Source organism: Cumulibacter soli, assembly GCF_004382795.1.
In the GTDB taxonomy this organism is placed as follows: Bacteria; Actinomycetota; Actinomycetes; order Mycobacteriales; family Antricoccaceae; genus Cumulibacter; species Cumulibacter soli.
In genome coordinates this window covers 549,059-570,579 of record NZ_SMSG01000001.1, presented here as the reverse complement: position 1 = coordinate 570,579, position 21,521 = coordinate 549,059, and the positions used below count along the sequence as shown (strand labels likewise).

14 protein-coding genes are annotated in these 21,521 nt (G+C 63.5%); 9 read left to right on the top strand and 5 right to left on the bottom strand.

The annotated features are described in order from the left end of the window. Positions 1-383 precede the first annotated feature (383 nt). Genes tmk (E1H16_RS02750) through E1H16_RS02740 form a run of 3 tightly spaced genes read left to right on the top strand, consistent with a single transcriptional unit; the run spans position 384 to position 4,272 of the window. Entirely contained in the window at positions 384-2,426 is a 2,043-nt protein-coding gene (tmk, locus tag E1H16_RS02750; protein ID WP_134322137.1) for a dTMP kinase, read from the top strand. Between the two features lie 26 nt (positions 2,427-2,452). After that, positions 2,453-3,070: a dTMP kinase gene (gene tmk / locus E1H16_RS02745; RefSeq protein WP_243837588.1), complete on the top strand. Its 618-nt coding sequence runs from the start codon at positions 2,453-2,455 to the stop codon at positions 3,068-3,070. 5 nt (positions 3,071-3,075) lie between these two features. Further along, on the top strand, positions 3,076-4,272 hold the full coding sequence (locus E1H16_RS02740) for a DNA polymerase III subunit delta' (RefSeq protein ID WP_134322135.1): 1,197 nt from the start codon (positions 3,076-3,078) through the stop codon (positions 4,270-4,272). A gap of 49 nt (positions 4,273-4,321) precedes the next feature. Here E1H16_RS02740 and E1H16_RS02735 read toward each other — a convergent pair whose 3' ends face one another. Next, positions 4,322-4,741, bottom strand: coding sequence for a DUF7144 family membrane protein (locus tag E1H16_RS02735; protein ID WP_134322134.1), 420 nt, complete (start codon positions 4,739-4,741; stop codon positions 4,322-4,324). 37 nt (positions 4,742-4,778) lie between these two features. After that, a complete protein-coding gene (locus E1H16_RS02730) occupies positions 4,779-5,276 on the bottom strand; it encodes a DUF1269 domain-containing protein (RefSeq protein ID WP_134322133.1) in 498 nt (165 codons plus the stop codon). A gap of 238 nt (positions 5,277-5,514) precedes the next feature. Here E1H16_RS02730 and E1H16_RS02725 point away from each other — a divergent pair, with 238 nt between their 5' ends. Together E1H16_RS02725 and E1H16_RS02720 are read left to right on the top strand one after the other, a co-directional pair. After that, the gene (locus E1H16_RS02725; protein ID WP_134322132.1) at positions 5,515-5,715 is read left to right on the top strand and encodes a hypothetical protein; all 201 of its coding nucleotides are present in this window, start codon (positions 5,515-5,517) and stop codon (positions 5,713-5,715) included. 86 nt (positions 5,716-5,801) lie between these two features. Next, a complete protein-coding gene (locus E1H16_RS02720) occupies positions 5,802-8,339 on the top strand; it encodes a winged helix-turn-helix domain-containing protein (protein ID WP_134322131.1) in 2,538 nt (845 codons plus the stop codon). Between the two features lie 2 nt (positions 8,340-8,341). Here E1H16_RS02720 and E1H16_RS02715 read toward each other — a convergent pair whose 3' ends face one another. Both E1H16_RS02715 and E1H16_RS02710 read right to left on the bottom strand, forming a co-directional pair. Continuing rightward, positions 8,342-10,987 carry a LuxR C-terminal-related transcriptional regulator gene (locus E1H16_RS02715; RefSeq protein WP_166741595.1) on the bottom strand — a complete coding sequence of 882 codons (2,646 nt, stop codon included), beginning with the start codon at positions 10,985-10,987 and terminating at the stop codon, positions 8,342-8,344. 130 nt (positions 10,988-11,117) lie between these two features. Further along, positions 11,118-18,137, bottom strand: a complete 7,020-nt coding sequence (locus E1H16_RS02710) for a DUF5979 domain-containing protein (protein ID WP_134322129.1) — start codon at positions 18,135-18,137, stop codon at positions 11,118-11,120. Between the two features lie 125 nt (positions 18,138-18,262). On the opposite strand from E1H16_RS02710, the gene E1H16_RS02705 reads away from it, so the two are divergent. The 4 genes from E1H16_RS02705 (at position 18,263) to E1H16_RS02690 (ending at position 20,687) form a co-directional block, all read left to right on the top strand. Beyond that, entirely contained in the window at positions 18,263-19,201 is a 939-nt protein-coding gene (locus E1H16_RS02705; protein ID WP_134322128.1) for an HAD family hydrolase, read from the top strand. A gap of 42 nt (positions 19,202-19,243) precedes the next feature. Beyond that, positions 19,244-19,744, top strand: coding sequence for a YggT family protein (locus tag E1H16_RS02700; protein WP_134322127.1), 501 nt, complete (start codon positions 19,244-19,246; stop codon positions 19,742-19,744). Positions 19,745-19,836: 92 nt separating this feature from the next. Beyond that, on the top strand, positions 19,837-20,262 hold the full coding sequence (locus E1H16_RS02695; RefSeq protein WP_134322126.1) for a DUF6325 family protein: 426 nt from the start codon (positions 19,837-19,839) through the stop codon (positions 20,260-20,262). A 107-nt stretch (positions 20,263-20,369) separates the two neighbouring features. Continuing rightward, positions 20,370-20,687 (top strand): SHOCT domain-containing protein, encoded by a 318-nt coding sequence (locus tag E1H16_RS02690; RefSeq protein ID WP_134322125.1) that lies wholly within the window; start codon positions 20,370-20,372, stop codon positions 20,685-20,687. Positions 20,688-20,758: 71 nt separating this feature from the next. Here the strand turns inward: E1H16_RS02690 and E1H16_RS02685 are convergent, their stop codons facing one another. Further along, complete coding sequence (locus E1H16_RS02685) at positions 20,759-21,433, bottom strand: GAP family protein (RefSeq protein WP_134322124.1); 675 nt, start codon at positions 21,431-21,433, stop codon at positions 20,759-20,761. Positions 21,434-21,521 lie beyond the last annotated feature (88 nt).

The window sequence follows — 21,521 nt, the reverse complement described above, 5'->3', positions numbered from 1 at the left end:
CACCGGGTGGTGTCGATCGGTCGGCGGTGCTGGTCACCGGATGGCGCCTCGGTAGTGCCGGTGACCCTGGCAGAACGGCACGCGATCCGCCGCGTCGGGGTCGGGCGACCCGGTCGTGCTGGTCACGCCGGCGCTCTGCGCGTTCACTGAGATCAAGGCTGGTTCTCGTTAAGATCGAACGCATGCCTCGTGATCGCGTGCCGACCGACATTCGACGATTCGATGCAGAACGAGTCGATGCAAAACGAGTCGATCCAGTAGCGGAGCCGGCGCGAGGGCGGATCCCCGCAAAAAACGCAGCGAAATCGAGCACGCACCGCCGTAGAGCCGATGGGCGGTCGATTTCGCTGCGTTTTTGGTGGCATAGAGCGGGAGCGGCGTAGATGAGGATCGCGCGCCGAAACGACAAGGCGCCGAAACCGCAGAAGTCGGGCGACACGCTGTTGGGCATAAAGGCATTCCGACGGATGTGGGCCGCGATCGGGCTGTCTAGTTTCGGCGACTGGCTCGGCCTGCTCGCGATGATGGGACTCGCGCAGCAACTCACCAAATCGGGCTCCGTCGAAGGACAAGCCGCCGCGATCTCCGGCGTGCTGATCGTCCGGCTGCTGCCGGATCTAATTCTTGCCCCGATCGCGGGCAGCATCGCCGACAAGTTCGACCGACGTAAGACCGTGATCATCGGCGAGGTGCTCGCGGGCGCGCTGTACGTGATGATCGCGCTGACCTATGACATCAAAACGATGTACGTCGGGCAGTTCGCGATTGAGGCTATCGGGTTGATCACCATGGCCTCCAAGAACACGCTGTGGATGTCGTCGGTTCCGCGACAAAAGATCGCGCCCGGACAGCAGGTGCTGATGTTCAGCATCTACGGCTCGTTTCCTTTGGCCGCGGGGTTCTACGCGATTCTTTCCTGGTTCCATTCGTTCTTCGTCGATGCGGCGTCCTCTCCGGGACTCACCGAGGCCAAGTTCGTGGTCATCGCCGCGCTGTTCGTCGACGCGGCGACCTATTTCACGTCGGCGGCGATCATTTTCTGGTCACGACGGTTGCTACCAGGGCACGCGGCCAGCGAGCAGGACCGCAAGGACAGCATCATCAAGTTAATGGGCGAAGGCGTGAAGTTTGTCTTCTCCAATCCCACGGTGCGGGCGCTATTCATCGGCGTCATCGGTGCATTCGCTGCCGCTGGCATCACCGCTGGGGTGGCGCTGACGTACGTCAATTCGTTGGATGCCGGGTTCGCCGGTTACGGCATTCTGCTGGGCGTCGCGTTCACCGGCCTGGCAGCGGGAATGGTGGCGGGGCCACGGGTCCTCCCGGCCGTTTCCCGCAAACGCATCTTCGGCGTCTCGATCGCGATCGCCGGCGGATTCTTGATGGGGATGGGCCTGGCGCCGACGTTTGTGCTGGGCGTCGTGTTCAGCTCCGGTGTCGGGTTCTTCGCCGGAATCGCCTGGATTCTTGGTTACACCATGATCGGACAAGAGGTCGAGGAGCACATCCGGGGCCGCACCTTCTCCTTCGTGGTGTCCTCGGGGCGGATCATGCTGATGATCACGTTGGCCCTGGGCCCGTTGCTCGCCGGACTGTTCGGGGACCGAGTTGTCCAGATCGGCGACGTGGTTTACACCTTCAGCGGCTCGGCGCTCACCTTGCTCGCCGCCGGTGTGATGGCGTTACTCGTCGGCGCCTACGCCGGCCGTAACGTCACCAATCGAACCTTGGGTGTGCGGTGGTTGATGAGCCGAATGAAACCCCGTCGCGATGTGTTCGCCGAAAATCAGTTGGGCATGTTCGTTGTCGTGGAGGGCGCTGACCGGGCGCGAATCACCGAGCAGGCGCGACTGCTTGCGGCCCGGTTGACGGATGACGGTTTCCCCGTCGTGCTCACCGGAGAGCCGACGGAATCCCCAGTAGGACGCCGCCTGGGAGCGATCATGGACCGCATTGCGGCAGCAGAGCCGGGGGAGGACGACGTTTTACCGTCGACCGCCGTGTTCCTGGCTGCGGCCGATCGCTCCGAGCACGTGGAGAAGGTGATCCGGCCGGCGCTCGCCGAGGGACAGGTCGTCATCAGCGCGGGCTACATCGACACCACCGTTGCCTATTTCGGCGCGACGAGCGAGACCGATAACGAGGAGATCCTGCGACTGTCGAACTGGGGCACGCAGAGCCTGCGCCCGGATCTGACCGTCATCCTGGATAAGGACGTCGATCCCGACACCCCTCTGGGCGCCGTGCGCGCCGCGTTCCTGGAGCGCCGTGAAGCCGTCGTCCGCGGGTATGTCGTGGTGCGCTCCGCCGAGGGTGACGACCTTGACGCGGACCTACTGCGGCAGGTGCGGGTCGCGCTGCACGTACGTCGGGATCTGATCCGCTCGGAGGGGGAGCACGCGGTCTCCGATCAGCCGTCCGGATGACGGTGGCGGCGGGTAGGTTAGACCGCGTGCGAGGACTCTTCATTTCGTTCGAAGGCGGCGAGGGCGCCGGCAAATCGACGCAGATCGTGCGGCTCGCCGAATCGCTGCGGGCCGACGGTCACGATGTCGTAGTGACCCTGGAACCGGGCGGCACCGAGTTGGGCCGATCCGTACGGCGAATGCTGCTCACTTCCGGCAATCACGTCACGCCGCGTGCCGAGGTTCTGCTGTATGCCGCCGACCGCGCACATCACGTGGACACCGTGATCGAGCCCGCGTTGGCTGCCGGCAAGATCGTCATCTGCGACCGGTACGCCGACTCCACGTTCGCATATCAGGGCGCCGGCCGGCGGCTGGATACTGACGCCGTCCGCGACATCATGAACTTTGCCGTCAGCGGCTGCTGGCCGGACCTGACCCTGCTGCTGGACGTCGACCCACGCACCGGCCTGCAGCGGGCCCGCGGCGACGGGGAGGGCGACCGGATCGAGGCCGAAGGACTGACTTTTCACGACGCCGTACGCCGTGGGTTTTTGGACCTCGCCGACGCCGAACCCGAGAGATTCCGGGTCATCGATGCGTCCGCGTCGATGGACGAGGTCACCACGCAGATCGGCGTCGCCGCTCGGGAGCGGTTGGGATGACCGCCATGGACGCACCCGCTGTCTATGAGCAGCTCGTTGGCCAGTCGCAGGCCGTCGAAGTCCTCACCCGCGCGGCAAGCGCAGCAGCGCAGATGATCGACGGGTCCGGGCCCGGTACGTCAATGACCCATTCCTGGCTGTTCGTGGGCCCACCAGGCTCGGGACGCAGCACCGCGGCGCGCGCCTTCGCGCAGGCGCTGCAATGTCAGTTCGGTGGCTGCGGCACATGTCCCGATTGCCACACCGTGAAGGTGGGCACGCATACCGACGTGCACGTGGTCGCCCCCGAGGGCCTGTCGATCTCAGTTAAGGAGATGCGTGAGATCGTGCGGGTAGCGGCGTTCCAGCCATCCGGGCGGCGGTGGCAGATCGTCATCATCGAGGACGCCGACCGCCTCACCGAAGGAGCCTCGAACGCCTTGCTGAAAGCGATCGAGGAACCGAGCCCGCATACGGTCTTCCTGCTGTGCGCGCCAACCACCCACGAGGACGATGTCTCGGTCACCGTGCGGTCGCGCTGTCGCGTCGTTTCGCTCGGTACGCCGCCGGCGGACGCCGTGGCGCACGTATTGATCAACCGGGACGGCATCGATCCGGAAATCGCGCAATGGGCCGCGCTCGCGGCGCAGGGGCACATCGGTCGGGCGAAGCGCCTAGCCACCGACCCCAACGCGCGAAAGCGCCGACAGACAGTGCTGTCGGTTCCGTTGCGGCTGGTGTCGATGGCGGGATGCCTGCAGGCCGCCGATGAACTCGTAGCGGCCGCAGAGGACGAAGCCAAGCAGATCAGCGAATCTCTTGATGCGCCGGAGAAGGAGGCGTTGAGTCAATCTCTTGGGGCCGGCGGTACGGGCAAGGGAGCGGGAACCGCCGCGCGCGGTATGGCCGGTCAGATCAAGGAATTGGAACGCCGGCAGAAGACCCGTGCGACGCGGGTGCAACGCGATTCGTTGGATCGCGCGCTGGTAGACCTGACCGGTTTCTATCGGGACGTGTTGCTGCTGCAGGTGGGCGCGGAGGTGGCGTTGGCGCACGAGGACCACCGCGAGCAAGCCGCGGAGGTTGCTGATCTGGTGTCGCAAGCGTGGGTGTTGCGAACCCTCGATCGACTCGTCGCCACCCGTACATCGCTGGAGGAGAACGTGAAGCCGCGCGTCGCGCTCGCCGCCCTCACCACGGCACTACGGCTGCCAGCTCGCTAGCGTGCGAACTTTGCCGGTTCCACGCAAGGCCGGGTAACGAGTCGTAGTCCTACAGCGATACGTCGTCGTCCACCTGCCTGGAAAGCGCCCAGATGACGAGCACGCAGAATGCGATGACGATCAGACTCCAGATCGGCTGATACGGGACAAAGGCGAAATGCGTGACCGCAGCGATCGATGCGATGACGATGCCGGCGATCCGCGCCCACGTCTGCTCCATTGCCAGGCCGAGGGCTACGGCCACCGACACGATTCCGACGATGAGATGAATCCAGCCCCACACGGTCAGATCGAACATATAGACGTAATCGACGCCCGATACGAATACTTTGTCTGCGGCGACGGCTGCGATGCCCAGGAGGATCTGAAACAGGCCGACGAGTGTGAGTACGGCGACGGCGAACGCCGTTCCCCCGAATACGCCGGAACTACTCATCGGCCGCTTCGTGGTCTGGGTGGGCGTGCTCATGGGGCGCTCCTTCGTAGTAGCGGGACGACTGTTCGGGCTACTCGGCCCGGAATACGTCGCGAATCGCAGCCTCTTGTTCGGTGGAGAGGTTGGTGAAGATCAGTCCGGCTGGTTCATTACCTGCGAGCGCATCGCGAACCTTGTCGACTACCGCATCCGACGTCATCACAAACAAGGCTGAGGTGCCCGGGGTGATCTGGTCGCGTACACGGTTGATGAATCCATCGTCGATACCTACGTCGGTCAACGAACCACTCAATGCGCCGGTCGCCGCGCCGAGAGCCGCACCGAGCAAGGGGACAAAGAAGATCAGCCCGAAAAGCAACCCCCAGAAGCCGCCGCCTAGCGCCCCGGATCCAGTGGTGGAGGTGCGCTGCCGCGTCTTGGGTTTCTTAGCGTCTTTCTCCCAGGAAACGGTGGCGGCGTCGTGGATGGTGACGATGTTCTCCCGCCCCAGGTCTTCCAAGGTCTGCTCGGCCCGATCTGCGCCGTCGGGCGAATCGAACTTCCACACTGTGAGCGTTGGTTGTGGCATGGTTCCTCCCCAAGCAGTTCCGATGCCCCCAGCGTCAACGATCACCTCCTCGCCGTCCTCGCCCATTCCTGGTGAAGCCGCAGCGCGGCCACATCGGGTGCGCGTCGCGAGGTGTACGACGTGCCGGGCTACTGCGGCGGTGATGGCCCAAATCCGGTGAGGCCACGACGGGAGTCGTCGTTAAGAGTGATCTCAGATGTGGTCCATACCTCGATCTGAGGGCAGGGTGTAGCCGGCCATGACCAGAGTGCTGATTCGTGTCAACCAGGAGTTGAGCGACGAACTACTGAGCGCATTTCCGTATCTGACTCCGCTCACCCAGCCCGCGCACACGACTCTTTCCGGCAATATTGCGGACCAGTCCGAGTTGCAAGGGGTGCTGAATTATCTGGATTCGCTCGGAATCACGATTATCGACGTGACGACCATTCCTGAATGAGTTGGTCGATTCCGAACGCCAATATCGACCGCGACATCCGGCGTCGGATTTGGAAGTCAAGCGGTACTGCCGATTAAAGTGGGCGTGTGTCGCGCGCGATTGTGGGGGAGGATAGCGCTTTTCAGCGTGCCGGGTCGCCCATTGTCGACAACGTCATCGCGCGGTCCCGCCTATTTGAACGTTTGGAGAAACTCGGACGGTCGCGGGCAGTTCTGATTACTGCTCCCGCCGGCTACGGCAAGACGTTGTTGGCTGCCTCCTGGTTGAAGGATTCCGGCGGGCGTCACGTCGCATGGGTCAATGTTGCGGCCGTCGGGACAGCCCCGCGGCAAATGTGGCCCGCCATCGTTTCCGCGCTAGCCGAGAGCCTTCCGGCCCGCAAACCACCAGGGATCGACGAACGTGCGATGCGTGCCCCGCAGGAAACACCCGCAGATATCGTTCGCTGGATCGCCGGGCAGCCCGAGGACGTCGTGTTGGTGCTTGATGACCTGCACGAGGTCACCGATCGTGACGTCCACGCACAGTTGGTGGAACTCATCGTTACGGCGTCGGCGCGATTCCAGCTCATAGTGGTGACCAGGCGATCGCCGCCGTGGCCGCTCAGCAGGCTGCGGGCCGCCGGACTCGTGGACGAACTGAGTGAGGAGGAGATCGGTTTCGATCGCGACGAGGCGAAGGAGTTGTTTGGCCAGCTCGGGATTGACCTGACCGCCCCCGACCTCGGTGTGGTCCTCGAGAAAACGAAGGGCTGGGCGGCGGGACTTCGGCTGGCCGCGATGGCGGCTGGTTCGCGCACCGACGCAGCCTCATTCCTGCGTTCGATGTCCTCCGAAACCGGGTATATCGGCGACTACCTCACGCATGAGGTCTACGACGGCCTAGGTCCAGAACTGCGTGAACTGCTGATTGCAGGCGGCGCTGTCAACGAAGTATGTGCGGACCTAGCAGATGCGTTACTGGAGGTAACGGGCAGCGGCGAGCGGCTGGCCGATCTGGCGCGTCAGAACGCCTTCGTATATGAGATCTCGGCACGACCAGGTTGGTACCGTCTGCATCCGCTACTGCGCGATTATGTACGCCGACGAGTGCCGGATGATCGCGCCTGGCGGTTGCTGCAGCGACGTGCGGCGTCGTGGTTTCGTGGTCGGGGCGAGCCGCTGACCGCGTTCCGCCACTCCATAGAAGCCCAGGAATGGAGCCTGGCCGCTGATTTGGTGGGCACTCATTTCGTCACCTGGACAATGCGTCGTCCGCCGGACACCCTGCGACGAATCCTCGAAGCGCTGCCATCGGAGGCCGTACTGAGCCAGCCGGGTCTCGCAATTGGGCTATACGCGGCACGGGGGATGTCGGGCGAGGTGGTAGATGACGCCGCATTGACGGTCACCCGAGACAAACTGCAGGTAGTCCATGGTCGGCGACGGCGACGCTACGACCTCGTGTTGCAGATGGTGGCTGCCGGAAACCGCCGATGGATTGGGGATATCGAGGGCGCCCGAGCCAGATTCCGGCAGATCCGCAGCGATCCGGCATGGCTTGGCGCGTTGGGGTTGCCCGATTGGTACTCGCTGCGGGTCCTGGTGCTGAGCAATTGGGGTACGAGCGAACTGTGGCTGGGTGAGCACGAGCGCGCGATGACGATCCTGTGTGAGGCCACCGCGAGCACGTCGGGCGAAGAGTTCGTGCTGCCAGAAGTCAACGTCCGCGCGCAGTTGGCATACCTACACTGGCTCAATGGCGACCTAGTGGCGGCCGAAGAGGCCGGGCGCAGCGTAGCCGATGATCTTGGGCGAATTGGGATGTCGGCGGCGGTGCAGGCGACCAGCGCCTACATCGCGTTGCTAGGTGTCGCACTGGACCGCGACGAGCTTGACGTAGCCCAGGGTTGGCTGACGTTCGCGCGGGAAACCACGTCGGAGCCGTTCACCAGGGCTGTGGTGGAAATTCTGCGAGCGCGGGTGTTGCTGGCCGATGCAGATCTGCACAGCGCGCGCATGGTGATTGATGCGGTAATGAGTGCTTCGGACATGGAATCGTTGCCGGTCGCACTCGAGAACGAAATCGCCACGATGTCATCTCGGATCGCGCGCGAGATCGACGGCCAACTGCCCGGACCTAACGAGATCGCGAGCGGTGTCCTGATCACCGGCGGTGCTGCCGGTTCGCGGCGGTCGCGGTTGAACGAGAAGCTCGAGCAGTTGGCTGCGCTGAATGAATCCGATGCCGAAGCGATGGACGTGCTCGAACAGGCGCTGGACCTCGCCGCGGCAGATGAACTTCGGAGTCCGCTTCTCGCGGTCCCGGGCATCGCCACAATGCTTAACGCGCGTCTGGCGCTCGGCAGTCGACATCCGGACTTCATCGTCGACCTGATCAGCCGTGTTCGGCGTACCGCTGATAGTCGACCGCATGCGTCAGCGCGCGCTTTCGCGCCGTTGACCGAGCGCGAAACCAACCTGTTGCGCTATCTGGCGAGTTCGCTGACGATCGCTGAGATTGCTGAGCACTTGTTCGTGTCCGTGAATACGGTGCGGACCCACCAACGGGCGATCTACCGCAAACTTGGTGTGAAACGCCGACGTGACGCCGTGCTCAGTGCCGAGCAGTGGGGTTTGCTGTGAACTCAGATCAATTGAAGTTTGCGCGCCACCGCTAAAGCGTCGCTGCGTCGTCCGACCGACAGTTTGTGATACATGCTTGAGATGTGGGTCTTCACCGTGTTCTCGCTGACGATGAGGTTTGCGGCGATATCGGCATACGTGGCACCGCGCGCTAATTCGGCGAGCACTTCTCGTTCGCGCGCGCTCAGCGACGGTCGCACCGCGGGCTCCGCGGTCGTATTCGATTCCTGAACGGTCGCTGTTCGCGGTCGCAGCGATGCCACCACGCCGGGGTAGTCGCGGAACGCCTCGACAAGTTCGTTCGCCCACGGAACCACCACGTCCGCGTGTTCGCGTAGTAACCAACTCACCGGCGCGCCGTGCGTACTCCACCCCAAGAATGATGAGCGGTTACGGGTGTGCGCCGAGAGAGCGATCGCTTCTTGGATGATGGTGCGGGCGCGCGCCGCGTGTCCTAACTGCTGGTGCACCTGTGCCGCGCACACCCTGCTCATCGCGCGTACGTCGGGTTGTCGCACGTCGGCCACGTCGGCCGCGATTTCATACAGTTCTGCAGCCGCTGCGAGATCGCCCTTGAGGTCGGCGAGCATGGCGCGGGTCCAGTCGCTCTCACCTGGTGCTGCCAACCGATCGAACTGGGCGGCAGCGTCACGTAATTGCTCATGATCGAGCGTCAGAACGCTCATCCGTGAACGCTCGGCAATCAGCGTCAACTCAAGATGACGGGGCAGGTGGGTCTGATCAGGACCACCCCGAAGCATGTCCTGCGCCGTGGTCGTCGAACCCTGATACATCTGCAAACGGGCGGCCAGGATCTGTTGCCAGAATCGCCCCGTCGGATCGTCGAGAATGTGCTGGGAGATCTTGCCGATCTCCGGCGATCCTGGTCGGTTCGGCCGCTGGAGTTGTACCAACGAGCTGATGATCTCTGCTCGTTGTGTCGTCGACGATGCAGGACCCCGAGCTATCGCTTCCGCGGCCAGGACCTCCCCGGCTAGATCTCGAGCCGTGTCGTCATGGCCACGCATGAACGCGTTGACTGACAGGTGCGAGAGTGCCTCGGCGACCATCGCCGACATACCGATAGCGCGGCTCTCGACGAGAGCATCGCTGAGGTGTAGCTGTGCCGACTCGAGGTCGCCCAGCCAGTTCTCGGCGATCCCGACCTCGAGCGAAAGGAGGGGGACGAACGGGCTGTGGTGAATCTGGTCGCCAGTGTTACTGAGTAGTTGTACGGCATCAGCCACCAGCGCTGCGGACGGTCCGGTGCCCGAGCGCGCGTACTGCAGGCGGGTGCAAGCGATGTCGACGGCGGACGCGTTACTGTGCTCCGTCGCGTGGTACGCGAACAGTTTCTCGGCCCAGTACCCGGCGGTTGATATCTCGCCGCCTTGATGCGCGGCGCGCGCGAGCGTCGCCCAGGTATCCGGGTGCTGTTCGAGCACATCGGCGCAATTGTTGACGACGGCGTGCAGCGTCGTCGTGGTGTCGGGGGTGATGACTCTCGGACCGTTCTCGGCGATGATGCCCGCGACTCGCTCGAACTCGCGCGTGACGTACATCAGTCGTAGCGCAGCTCCGATGTGCCCTCGCCCCACGTACGCGTCGGCCGCGCGCCGTACTGTTGCGCGCGCTAACTCCACCTCCACGCCACCACTCGCGAGCCGACGTCGCGCGATTTCCGCGATCAGCGGATGTAGGCGATACCTGACATGTTCATCATCGTCCTCCGGCGCCCCGGGCAACGGCCCCTCGGAGATTCGGTGCACCAGCAGGCCGGTGGTTTCCAGGCGCACGAGTACGTCGCCCACATTGGGATCATTAGTCAGTTCCCGCGCCGTGGCCGCGGTGACGGTGGGTTCAGTTGCGGTGCAGAGTATGAGGTGCCGCTCTCTGCTCTGCAAACTCGCGAATACCTCGGAGACAAATAGGTCCGCCGTCCCGGCGTTGGAGGCGCGGTAGTAACGCACGAAGTTGTCCGGTGAGCTCGCTGCCGCGCAGGCCCGCGCCGCGAGCACGACCGCTGCACACCAGCCTTGTGCGCGCTCGGCGATGATGTCGTGAACGGTTTGCGGCTGCTCGCCGGCGTGCGACGTGATGAGGAAGGCCGTCTCGGTGTCGTCGAGCGTGAGTACATTGCCACGCACAATCGTGAGGTTGCCAAGCATCTCGGCCAGCAACCCGCGTATCGGGAGATCCCAGCGCGTTAGCAACACCAACCGCAGCGACTCCGGATCGTGCTCTAACCGCTCTTCGATGTACCGGATACAGCGTGTGGATAGCAGGTGCGCATCATCAATGACAACGATGCGTGGTTTGGCGCTCGGTGCGGCTGCCGCGTCGATGGTCTGCTCGAAGGAGGCGGTGGTGATAGGCGAACTCGCATCCAGCCAGATCGCGCCTTCTGCATCAGGCGTCTGCTGCAGCCAGCCGGCGACGCCGAGCGTCTTGCCGGATCCGGCTGGTGCCACGACGACCGTGATGGCCTCCTGAGTTGCGATATCCAACCTGGCCCAGAGTCGGGTGCGCGGTAGGTACTTGCGCGGCAACCAGGGGGTGCCGGCCGCCGGTGGACGGCTTGGGCTCCGTTCGTTATCGGTGGAGTCTGGGTGGTGTGAGCGTCGGGCGGATGTGTGGGTGGCGGTCATGGAGCCTCCATCGGACATTCGCAGCGGGCGCGGATGCGTGCTGCGGACGTGACGATCGCCTGCTCAGGCATGTACATCGAGACTATCCGAAGTAGGCCATGTGTCCTCACACTATTTTGATGAGATCCGATCAGAGCCGATGCCGCCTGGCGGCTGCTAGCACCCCCAGTCCAGCGAGCACCAGCGCCACCGCGACCGAGGCGAGGCCCCACACGTCGGCCCCGGTGGACGCGATCGAGTCCGAACCGCCCCCATCCGGTGCGGGGTTCGGCCCGACCGGGGGAGGGCCGTCGCCGCCGGGGGGTGCGGGTTCGAAGTGGTTGGTCAGTACAGCATTCGCGTCATCGGCAGCGCCGAGCGTTACTGATCCGGAGCCACCGTCGGTGCTGACCTCGGATGCCGCCTCGCCGCTGATGACCAGCGAGGTGTTCTCAGCGCCGCCGTCATCGGTCTCGGCGAGATCGCACGTCGCGTCGACCGGCAGGTCGGGGTACACCGTCGACTCGCCGGCAGCGATCGACCGCTGCGCGCCGCCGGGAATATCGACGGGGACGCTCTGCCCGTCTACCGGCCGGGTGCACGTCAACTCGATCGTGAATTCGCCCGCGGCCGAGGCGGCCTCTTCGTCACCGGTGACCTCCTTGGTGACCACGAGCTCGGTTACGTCGAAGGTGTTGGTCGCCATCACGCTCACCGTGGGAATCTCGCCAGCGTCGGGCTCGATCACGATCTCGCCGTCCGGTTCGAGCGTCGTCGAGTTTGCGCCGCCAGTGAATGTCTCCTGCACCGAGCAGACGGTGCCTGTTGGCAGCGGGCCAATCGTGCGGGTTCCGCCGGCAACGACGTCGTAGCTGGCATCGACGACCGTTTGACCCTGCCAGGTGCAGAGCACCTCGAAGGTGAACGGGCCGGCGCCGTACAGGTCAGCGCCGTTTCCGTCGACGACTTTTTCGATAGCCAACACGCCCGCGTCGTAAGCGTTGGTGTAGATGACCTCGACCGGTTCCGCGCCAGGGGTTACCGTGGCGGTGCCATCGCCGTTGTCCGTGACATTGTCGCCGATAATGATCGTGGAGTCTGCCGCCGCCGAATCGACCTCTGCGACGGTGCATTCCGCACCGACCGGGATGGTGTTCTCGGGCGCCGTGAACGTCTCGCCGCCGGTCAGCGTGAAGGTGAGTTCGGTGGTTCCTTCGTCACCAAACGTGATCGGGATTCCGGTGATCGAGGTGCAGGCCAGCGTGAAGTCGAACGGTCCGAAGTCACCGACCACGGCGTCGGTGGTTACCTGCTTAGTGATCGACAGCCCCGTCATCTGATAGTCGTTCGTGATCGTGGCTACCTGAGCCTCCGGCACCGGATCGCCCTCGCCGGCCGGTATATCGACATCGAGGGTGACCGGCGTGCCGGAGCGGGAAGTTTCCCCGTAAGCGCCGAGGTCACCAGCCTCCTGCAGAGTGCAGTCTGCGCCGAGAGGGATTCCATCTATCCGATGGGCGTAGTCGTTTTCCGCCGTTAACGTCACGGTCGACGCCTCACCGAGGTTGAGGTCGACACCATCGAGAGTGCACGTGACGTCGACGTCGAAACTCGTCGCGGCGTACGTCGCTCCCGGGCCGGTGATTGCCTTGCTGAGCTGGATCGGCCCATTCAGCAGATGGACGCCGACGATGGCCGGCGCGATTTTGTGATCCTCGCCTGCGGAGTGGTACTTCACGCCGAACTGGTTCCACGCGAATTCATCCTGCGTGGGAACGACGGGGGACACGCCCTCGGGGAAATCCTCGCTGATCAGCGTGTTCTGGGTTTGCGCAACGAGGTTCACCTCGTCACCCGGCTGCAACCCCCCGCTGGGTGTCGAAGTGAAGTCCATAGTCATCCGGACGCCGGTTACGTTGCTCCAGTCGATCTCGGCGCCGTCGGTGACCTCCGTCCAGGTCTCGCCGTTCTGAGTGCACGGATCCTTGGTCTGGACCACGGGCCAGGTGTTAACGCAGGCACCGGCATCGGTGGTGACTTCGATCGTGCCTATCGTGCCCTCGGGTAGGTACGCCTGTAGGGATTCCGCTACCAACTCCACCTTGTACTGCGAACCGCGGCTCGCCCCGGAGACCAATTGCTGATCGCCGGCGACAGGCAGTTGGTCGAATATTGTCATCGATTCGACCGGTGTCGTGCCGGCGTTCGCCACATGCAACACCCACTGGTCCACGCCGCCGACGACGCTGTTGGCGGCACACGGCGAGCGGTAGTAGGTCTCACCTGCGGTCTCGAAGGTCAAGCAATTCGAATCAGGACCGTTGGGGTTGATGGCGCCGTCGAGCGAACCCTGAACGCCCTTCAGCGTGAATAGATTCGGGCCCGGGGTCGGCTCGACATAGTCCGTCGTTCCACACGTCGTCGGGTCGTTCTCGAAATCGTCAGTGACCTCGAGGTCGGGCGAGATGTTGGCGCAACTGTCCAGCGTTTCCTCGGTGTGGACGACCATTGTGTTCTCCACCTGTACATCTGCGGCGACGGGCTGCAACTCGAGGTAGAGGGTGATCTCGAAGATCTCGCCGGGAGCCATCGTGTTGCCGTCATCCGGCCAGGTGAAGATGAGGTCCTGCCCATCCTGGGTCAACGTGACATCCTCGGACAGCAACCCGTCTTCCTGCGCGGTGTACGTCGGCGCGGGATTCGGTAGATAGACCAGGTCCTCGGGCAGCGTGTCCTGAAGCTGATCGACCGTCAGGTAACCCGTGCCTGTGTTCTGGAACTGCAGCCGCCACGGGATCGGCGTCCCAGGCGTAGCAAAGTGGGTGCCTTCATTCGCGAGCTTGTTGACCTCGATGTCGTGAGTTCCGGTGCTGAGGTTGATCTCGGCGGGTGCGGTCTCCTCGTCGGAGGAGGCGAGCTGGCCGTTGTTCTGCACCGTGACGGTGTTCTCGACCGACCCCTCAACGGGGGTCGGTCCGGAGCCGTCGCGGTACTCGTCTCGGAGCTGAACCTCGAACGTGGCATCTGCGCTCCACGCCGGGGCCGGCAGCGTGGTGGAGAATACGGTGCCGTCGGCCTTCGAGAAGGTGAATCGGATGCCCTGCACATCCGGATACTGCGCCTCGTCGACGGCCAGCGTCGGCGAATCCAGCGGACTCGGAGTACCCGCCGCCCACGTCAATTCGTCGCCGTCACCGAATGGTCCGTACACGTCGACTTGAACTTGGTCGGCGCCGTCCGGGGCCGCGATCGCGCCGAGACCGATGAAGTCGAACGAATTCCAGAAGTCTGGTGATAACGCTTGGTCTTCCAGCGTGACATCCACCGAGGGGAGCGTGCTGTCTCCCGACGTCGCCCCTAACGTGACCGTCACCGGATCATCACGCTGCGGCTCGGGAAGCTCATCCGGATCGACGGTCTTCGACGGGACGACGTCAATCGTGCCGCCGGACAGTACTACCCCGGCCTGCGCATTGTCGGCAGCGATCGCATCCTCATCCGCGGTGACCGGATCATATGACTGCGCGAATACGTAATTCGTCACGTCGATCGTCTCGTCCGCGTCCGCGGTCTGCGGCTCGGAGGTGCTACGAATCGTCGAACGCAGGGTCGCGTCGATGTCGACGCTCAGCACGTTGCCGGACGTGATTGTGCCGCCGTCCTCGGCCGGATCGCTTCCCTGATAGGTAATCGAGAACCCGACCACATCGGTGAGATCGACCGATCCGCTGTTGATGTCCGCAGCGGTGCTCGGCACCGAGGAGAAGGATCCGTCGACGTACTCCAAGAGCCACACGGTTGTCTGCGACAGATCGACCTCATCGGTGACGCTCGCGCCGATGACCATCGAGGTCATGGTGAACCGGTCGAACGGGTTCTCGACCGAGCCAAGGTCGTCCCAACTGTCGACGTCTGCGTACGGGTTAGCGCTCGCGTCGGCGGCGGTGTTCGGGGTGTTGCAGACCGGTAGATCACCGTCGTCGCACGGCATCGGATCGGTGAGTCGCACGTACGAGGCTGCCGCCGTTGATTCCGATTGTGCAGTGATCCCGAAATTCACACTCGGGTATGCATCTGCCGGAGAGTCGGCCGGAGGTATGTACAGCAGGTCGTCGCTTGCGGTTTTAACGACGTTGACGGCCGGTGGTTGGTCGAGAATCAGGATGTCGGCGTCCGCCGAGTCGGAATTCGTCGTGTCGCCATCGGTCGCATCGATCCGGACGGTGTTGTTCACGACGCCGGGATCGGACGTGTTGTATACGTCCTCGGCGGTGACGAACTGGTCGCCGACCCGAGTCTTGTCCCGGATCTGCCAGGTCAGGTCGAAGGTGCGTAAGGTACTGGTCGAACCGACGCCGCTTCCTGGATCTGGGGCGTACGGGTCGAAGTCTGGCCCATCCTGTTGCGCCGCTTCGCGGGCTGCGGTGTTCTCCTGCATGATGAGTCGCACTCCGGTAGTGGACTGCTGCTCGGGACCGCTGAGGTCATACCCGACGAAGCCGCCTGGACCGTTCCATCCGCCGGCCGGCTCGGGGACAGTGACCCAGCCGGAGCCGTTGTACAACTCGACTGCGGTCACGGTGTCGTATTTGAACCACCACCCGTTCGCGTACGGTTGATCACTCGGGGCAATCGGATTGACGGCGATCAGGTTGAATGCCTGGAACACCGTGTCCTCAGGGTTCTCGGTCGCCTCGGCGTTCAGGGGATCGGTGAGCGTCACGGTGTCGTACCCGGGCGCGACACCCCACGACAGCGTGGTGGCGCGAGTCTGGCCAGACTGCGCATCGACGGTTGGTTCGGACCAACTCTTGGTGACGTCGAGTGCTCCCGGCCCGACGCCGTCGAAACTTATGATCGTGGCGTCATCGCTGGCGTCATCGGTGCCCTCGAGTTCCTGGCCGTCAGGGGTCACACCGGTCCCGGTCGTCGTGGCGGCGTTCGTGTACGTCACCGGCTGGGCCTCGCCGGGAGTTGTCGGGCCGCTGCCATCACGCAACTCGGCGCGCGCCGTGGAGGTGAAATACGGAGCGACGGTAGTGCCGGCCGGGAACACGTCATCGGCAGTGAAGGTGAACCGGATACCGGTGACATCGTCCATCGTTGCCGGATCGATCGCAGCTTCAATCTCCGCCTGGCTCACGGTCACGGTGCGAGGGTTAGGTTGCGATTCGAATGACGCGACGCTGACCCACTCACCGTTGACCTCGACCGCTACCTCGAGAGTCGAGTTCGGCGGCACCTGGGTAGGCGCGACCGATGACAGATTAAATGCGTTCCAGAAGTCATCCTCGTCGCCCCAGGAATCCTCGACCACGATGGTTTTCGGGTCAATGAACTCCGATGCCGAGGCCGTGACTGCGGTGAGTGAGGTCGTTACCGATTCGCCTGGTAGCACGGCAGTCGCTGGCAGGATCGACTTGGCCAGGTCCACCACGATGCTCGGATCCACCACGGTGAGGTCGTCGCTGGCGTCTGCAGTCGCCTGGCGTCCCGATGCCGTGTTCACGGTTGTGGTGATGTTGTTGGTCGTTGCGAGTTCGCCGTCCGCCGCCGTGTCGGCGTCCGTGTCGATGGTGAACGCGGCGCTCGCATTCGCAGTGGCGATAATCGCGTCGTCCTCGGCGGAGTAGACGATCTCGAATCCCGATATCGCTTCGGACGGTGGCGCGGGCGTCTGGCCGTTGTCGAAGGGGACGATCTCGGGGTTGCCGCCGCCTAGCGGGTAGTAGATGACCTCCGCTGACGTGGCGCCTTCGGGCCAGGTCGGTGGCTCGCTGAAGCCGCCGAAGGTCACGTCCTCGGTGAAGTAGTCGAGGTCGGAAATGCGTAGTTCGCTGACTGGTCCGGATGAGGTGTTCGTGCCGGAGATCGTGGCTGCCGCGCTGTCGCCGGCAGGAATGCGGGCGGGCTCGATGTTCTTGGTGGCCCCGGCCGACAAGTCGGTCGGGGTGATCGTGTGTGACGCGGTCGCGGTGTCAATAGCCGGGTCATAGCCGATAGCCTCGGTCTGCCCCTCAACGACATTGTCGGTCGTGCGGGTTTCGGCTTCGAAGGACTCTCCGGTATTGCGGTCGAGGTCGCGTTGCGTCACGTCGATCTCAAACGACATCGTGGTCTGCGGCGGGATGTCGGTGCCGATGCAGGTCACGCGCAGTCCGCCGACGTCCTCGTTGGTCACGCCATCGGGCAATCCGAGGTCGGTCGCCGGTGTGCCGCTCACCCAGTTCCAGGTGCCGTCACCGCCCTGTACGTACGCGTCCACCTGCGTGGACTCGCAGACAGGCGGGATCGAGACGCCGTCAAAGCCGGTGAAGTCGTGCAGGACGAACGGGTTATTTGGGTCAAGCGCACTCGCGCCATCCGGAGCGGTCTGCGGCTCCTGTAGCACCATTCGCTGTACCGGAGCGTTCGACGTATTCGTGACCCCGACGGTTATGGTCGATTCGGTGCCGGGGTTCCAGGCGGCGTTTTCCGGCGCCCACGCCTTCGTCGCGTCCACGCCGATCGTCGGTGCGACCACGATAGTCGCGCTCGCATTATCGGAGACGGGTTGGGCATTGTCGGCTGTTGTGTTAGCGGTATTGGTGAACGTGACTTCCCCGGGCGGCTGATCCTGCGGGACCTCGGACGTGACGGTGATTGTGAATGTTGTGCCGTTGCTCAGCCCGACACCGCCTGCTTGCAGCGGCTGCTGCAGGTCAACGTGTAGCTCAGTGTCGTCGGTGAAGTTGTCCGGGCGCGCATCACCGCCGTTCCAGGTGACTGTACGAGGCACCGTCGATGCGTCGGGTGTGATCGACACGTTGGTGATCGGGAACCCGGCAAGTTCCGGTGGGAACGCGTCATCGATCGTTGCGTTGACGCAGTCGGCCTCGGAACAGGTCACCTGGATTTGATAGGTGAACTGGTCACCGGCGGTCAGTTCACTGGACGAGATCGACTTCTCGATCTGCAGATACTCCGGATCACCCTCATCCGCGCTGGCAGGCGTACCGATGAACGCCGCCATCGGCACGACCAGTGCGATCGACAATAAGCAGGCCCACCAGGAGCGCTTCGTGCGTGAACGCCACAGCGATTTTCCGAACATGCCAACTGCCGCCTCTGCGCATTGGGATCGGGGACGGATATGAGTTTCGATGTCGAGTGCGCGGTAATACCCGCGCATGGAGCGGACGCTAACACCAGCGTCACGGGGGTGGGGGTCGTCCGATATAGGTGAGGCTTATCGGTGATGCGCGGGTCAGGGTTGCCACAACCGTGTTATTCGGGCCCGTACGGCGAAGGGAAGTCATGACGAACACAGGTGGGTTATTGCCGAGTTGGCGTCCGGGTCCCACGCGGGATTCTGTGATCGCATTCCTTGATGCTTCCGAGGCGCTTCCGCGCACGGCGCGGGTTGCGTGCTTCGATAACGACGGCACGTTGTGGTGCGAGAAACCGAACTATGTGCAGTGGGAGTTCTTCGTCAAGGCGCTCAAAGATCGAGTCGCATCGGAACCGTCGGTCGTCGACCGCGCGGAGTACGCCGCGTTGATCAATGGTGATCGCGCTGCGATCGGCGAGTTGGGCCTGGCTCAGATCGCCGTCGCGTTGACAGAACTGTTCGAAGGTATCGAACCCGAGTTATTCGCCGCTGAGTCCGCTGCGTTCGTGAAATCCGCCGTTCACCCCACACTCGGGGTACCACTGGGCCGCACGATCTACGCTCCGATGCTGGAGCTCATCGGCGAATTACGCGCGCGAGAATTCACCGTCGCGGTGGTGACCGGCGGTGGAGCCGAGTTCGTGCGGGCTGTTGCCGACGACCTGTATGGCGTGCCCCAGGAACTTGTGGTGGGGACACTGATCGAGTACGACTTCCGAAAGCAAGACGGTGGGCCGTCCCTGGCGCGCTCGAGTCGACTGGTCGGTGGCGCCAATGAGGGGCCGGTGAAGGTGAACAACATCCAAACCCAATTGGGACGACGGCCTATTCTCGCGGCCGGCAATTCCGATGGCGATAGCGAGATGATGCAGTGGGCGACCACCGGAGATGGTCCGTCGCTCGCTCTGCTCGTCGATCACGACGATGCTACGAGGGAGTTTGAATATTCGGGACACAGCGCGACGTTGGGCGACGATCGCGAACCGATCCGCGACACGGCCGCCCGATTGGAATGGACAGTCGTCAGCATGGCGCACGATTGGACGCGAGTCTTTCCGGGCGAACAGGCGTCGGTTCACCCGTGACGGGCGAGTCACACGAGCTCACTCAGAGATGACGATGGGGCGATGACGAATCCCTACGTTGGTCAGCATCCGACCGGAAACCCGAATTCGTACTCGTCGCGGCCGCAAGGTACTAGTGCTACTGACGCCAGTAAGCGATCGACCGGCGACATACCCGTTGTCCTTGCGATCGCCAAAGTGGCGGCGTGGATGGCGTACATATTCGTCATCATCAACACGGTGCTGTTGTCGCTGGCGTTCGTCCTACGACTTTTCGGCGCGAGCACGGATGCGGCCTTCACGATGTGGGTGTATCGCAATGCTCAGTTTGCGATGCGACCATTCCGTGGAATTTTCCCGCCAGTTGAGATTTCGGGGCAATCCGTCCTGGACACGTCACTGTTGTTCGCGACGCTGATCTACCTACTGCTTGGAGCGGCGATTGCGGCATTGCTGTCGTGGCTCAATGCGAAGGCCAAGGCCGCTCGTACGGCTGCGATGTTGCCGCCGGCGGCGCCACCTGTAGCTGGCGCCGCCGGATACCCGGGAGACGTTCACCCGTGACGGGGGAGATCGAGGTCCCTCCGTGCGGGTTACGTTTGCCGCGACACGGGCTGCAGCGCCGACATTTCACCCGAACCTCTTGAGGAGGCATCATGCAGCGAGGTCCCATCGATTTCCTCGTGGCCGAGTTCCGCGATGGCGAATTCCACGGAGCAATAGCCAATGCGCTCGCGAGTCTTGTCGAACGCGACCTGGTCCGGATCATCGACCTCGTGTTCGTGTCGAAGGACGCCGATGGAGTCGTCGATGCGTTCGAGATCGACTCGCTCTCCTCGCCCGCGGCAAGCCTCTACGACAGTATCGATGGCGAGTTCGGTGGACTGTTGAGTGAGGAAGATCTGGCGGTAGCGGGAGCTGAACTTCAGCCGGGCACGGCCGCCGGGGTCATCGTCTATGAACAGCTCTGGGCGCGAGAGTTGCTTACGGCGCTGGAAGAGGCCGGCGGAGCGATTGTCGCGCACGGACGGGTTCCAGAGGACGAAGTGCAGCAGGCGTACGCCGACCTCGAAGCGTCCTAACCAACGACCCGCCAGCGTTCACTAGTCACGCCCGATCGCGACGGACACCCAGGGTTGACGTCCGTATCGGATCACAGGCAGGTACTTACCTTTCAAGGAGGCAGCACATGTTCGGACGAGGAATCGGTCGTGTCGGACGGCCGGGGTTACTGGGCACGATGGCTCGTACGGCGGTGGTGGCGGGAACAGCGAGTGCCGTATCCGGAAGCGTCGCGCGGCATCAGCAAGAGCGTGCGATGGAGCAGCAACAGGCCAATGCGTACCGCGAGCAGCAGGCATATACCCCACCCCCGCCTGCAACTCCCGCGGCGAGCGGAACCGATGATGTCATTGCGCAACTGAAAGAACTTGGTGAACTGCGCAGCAGTGGTGTGCTTACCGAGGAAGAGTTCGCTGCGCAGAAGGCGAAGCTACTTGGCACCTAGTCCTTCTGTCCATCGGTCTGCGGATCCGAAGGCCTCCCGTAGGTGAAAGCCATCGCGCCAAGGGTAGCGAATCAACCGAGACCGGCGATGCCTTTGCCGAGGATCATGACGCCGAGCACCAACAGCAAGACCGCCATCATCGCTGCGTTATTGGCCTCGAGCCACCCGCGAAGGGCATCCAGCCATGGACGTACCCGAGCCGCGGCGACGGCGTAACCGATAACAGGTATCAAGACAGTGCTCGCGGCGATGACCGTGTAGACGGCCACCGCGACGGTGAATTCGTCAGCGCCACCGACGCCATCTGCGATAACGGTGCCGGCGGCGACTGCCATCAGCAGGTTCTTCGGGTTGACTGAGGACAGAACCAAGCCGAGACCGGTTGCTTTAGCTACGCCGAACTGCGTCACCGCTGACATCCAGTGCGGCAGCTGCGGTGCATCAGCATCAGTCGGCCGCGCGCGCCACTTTCGCACCGCGAGAGCGATCAACAGGAGCCCGAGGATGAGTCGGAACCATCCGCCCCCTCCGGAGGAGCCTTCGTCGGCTGCAGCCCCGGCAGCGTTGTACATCAGCGCCATGGCGGTTGATGTCAATGCAATGCCGACTATCCAGCCGAGGGCAAATCCGCCGCTCGTCGGTCCAGGGTGCGTCGACAGCAACATCAGGATCACCGCAATGATCGGTATCGGCGAAACCGCCACGCCAACCGCTAGTGGAAGCAGGTCTGCGATCACCGCGTTCATCGAACATCCGATCCGCCGTCGAATACTGGGTGTCGGCACATGCTTCCAGCGCTAGGCGTCAATGAGCTCACCCGCACTGGGTGGTCCG

Coding starts and splice junctions, on each gene's coding strand:
- tmk (WP_134322137.1), top strand. CDS start 384: ATGAGGATCGCGCGCCGAAACGACAAGGCGCCGAAACCGCAGAAGTCG.
- E1H16_RS02740 (WP_134322135.1), top strand. CDS start 3,076: ATGGACGCACCCGCTGTCTATGAGCAGCTCGTTGGCCAGTCGCAGGCC.
- E1H16_RS02735 (WP_134322134.1), bottom strand. CDS start 4,741: ATGAGCACGCCCACCCAGACCACGAAGCGGCCGATGAGTAGTTCCGGC.
- E1H16_RS02730 (WP_134322133.1), bottom strand. CDS start 5,276: ATGCCACAACCAACGCTCACAGTGTGGAAGTTCGATTCGCCCGACGGC.
- E1H16_RS02725 (WP_134322132.1), top strand. CDS start 5,515: ATGACCAGAGTGCTGATTCGTGTCAACCAGGAGTTGAGCGACGAACTA.
- E1H16_RS02715 (WP_166741595.1), bottom strand. CDS start 10,987: ATGACCGCCACCCACACATCCGCCCGACGCTCACACCACCCAGACTCC.
- E1H16_RS02710 (WP_134322129.1), bottom strand. CDS start 18,137: ATGCGCGGGTATTACCGCGCACTCGACATCGAAACTCATATCCGTCCC.
- E1H16_RS02705 (WP_134322128.1), top strand. CDS start 18,263: ATGACGAACACAGGTGGGTTATTGCCGAGTTGGCGTCCGGGTCCCACG.
- E1H16_RS02700 (WP_134322127.1), top strand. CDS start 19,244: ATGACGAATCCCTACGTTGGTCAGCATCCGACCGGAAACCCGAATTCG.
- E1H16_RS02695 (WP_134322126.1), top strand. CDS start 19,837: ATGCAGCGAGGTCCCATCGATTTCCTCGTGGCCGAGTTCCGCGATGGC.
- E1H16_RS02690 (WP_134322125.1), top strand. CDS start 20,370: ATGTTCGGACGAGGAATCGGTCGTGTCGGACGGCCGGGGTTACTGGGC.
- E1H16_RS02685 (WP_134322124.1), bottom strand. CDS start 21,433: ATGAACGCGGTGATCGCAGACCTGCTTCCACTAGCGGTTGGCGTGGCG.